General features: G+C 35.2%; 1 pseudogene. It reads right to left on the minus strand.

The features are described from left to right. Positions 1–264: pseudogene (locus tag SB679_RS24770) on the minus strand (glycosyl hydrolase); the annotation flags it as partial.

A 264-nucleotide genomic window follows, 5' to 3' on the forward strand; every position in this document is an offset into this window, starting at 1 on the left:
TGGTACGAACAACAGTATATCCCAAACCATTTTTTCCAAAGTAGGCATCCAGAATTTCTTTTTGCTTATTCTTTGGCATTTTGTAAAATGTTTCTGCCGATGCATCTGTAATGGCCCCACCAATTCCTATCAGTTTTTGATATTTAAAATCAGGTGCTACAAAAATACAGGCTTCTGTTTCTTTTGGCTGTCCAAATTTTTCAAATTTAACAGGACCTTTATCTGCCATTCTTTCATCAACCTTAGAATGGGTAAGAATTACCT

The organism is Chryseobacterium sp. SIMBA_029, from assembly GCF_046535275.1.
Classification (GTDB): Bacteria; Bacteroidota; Bacteroidia; order Flavobacteriales; family Weeksellaceae; genus Chryseobacterium.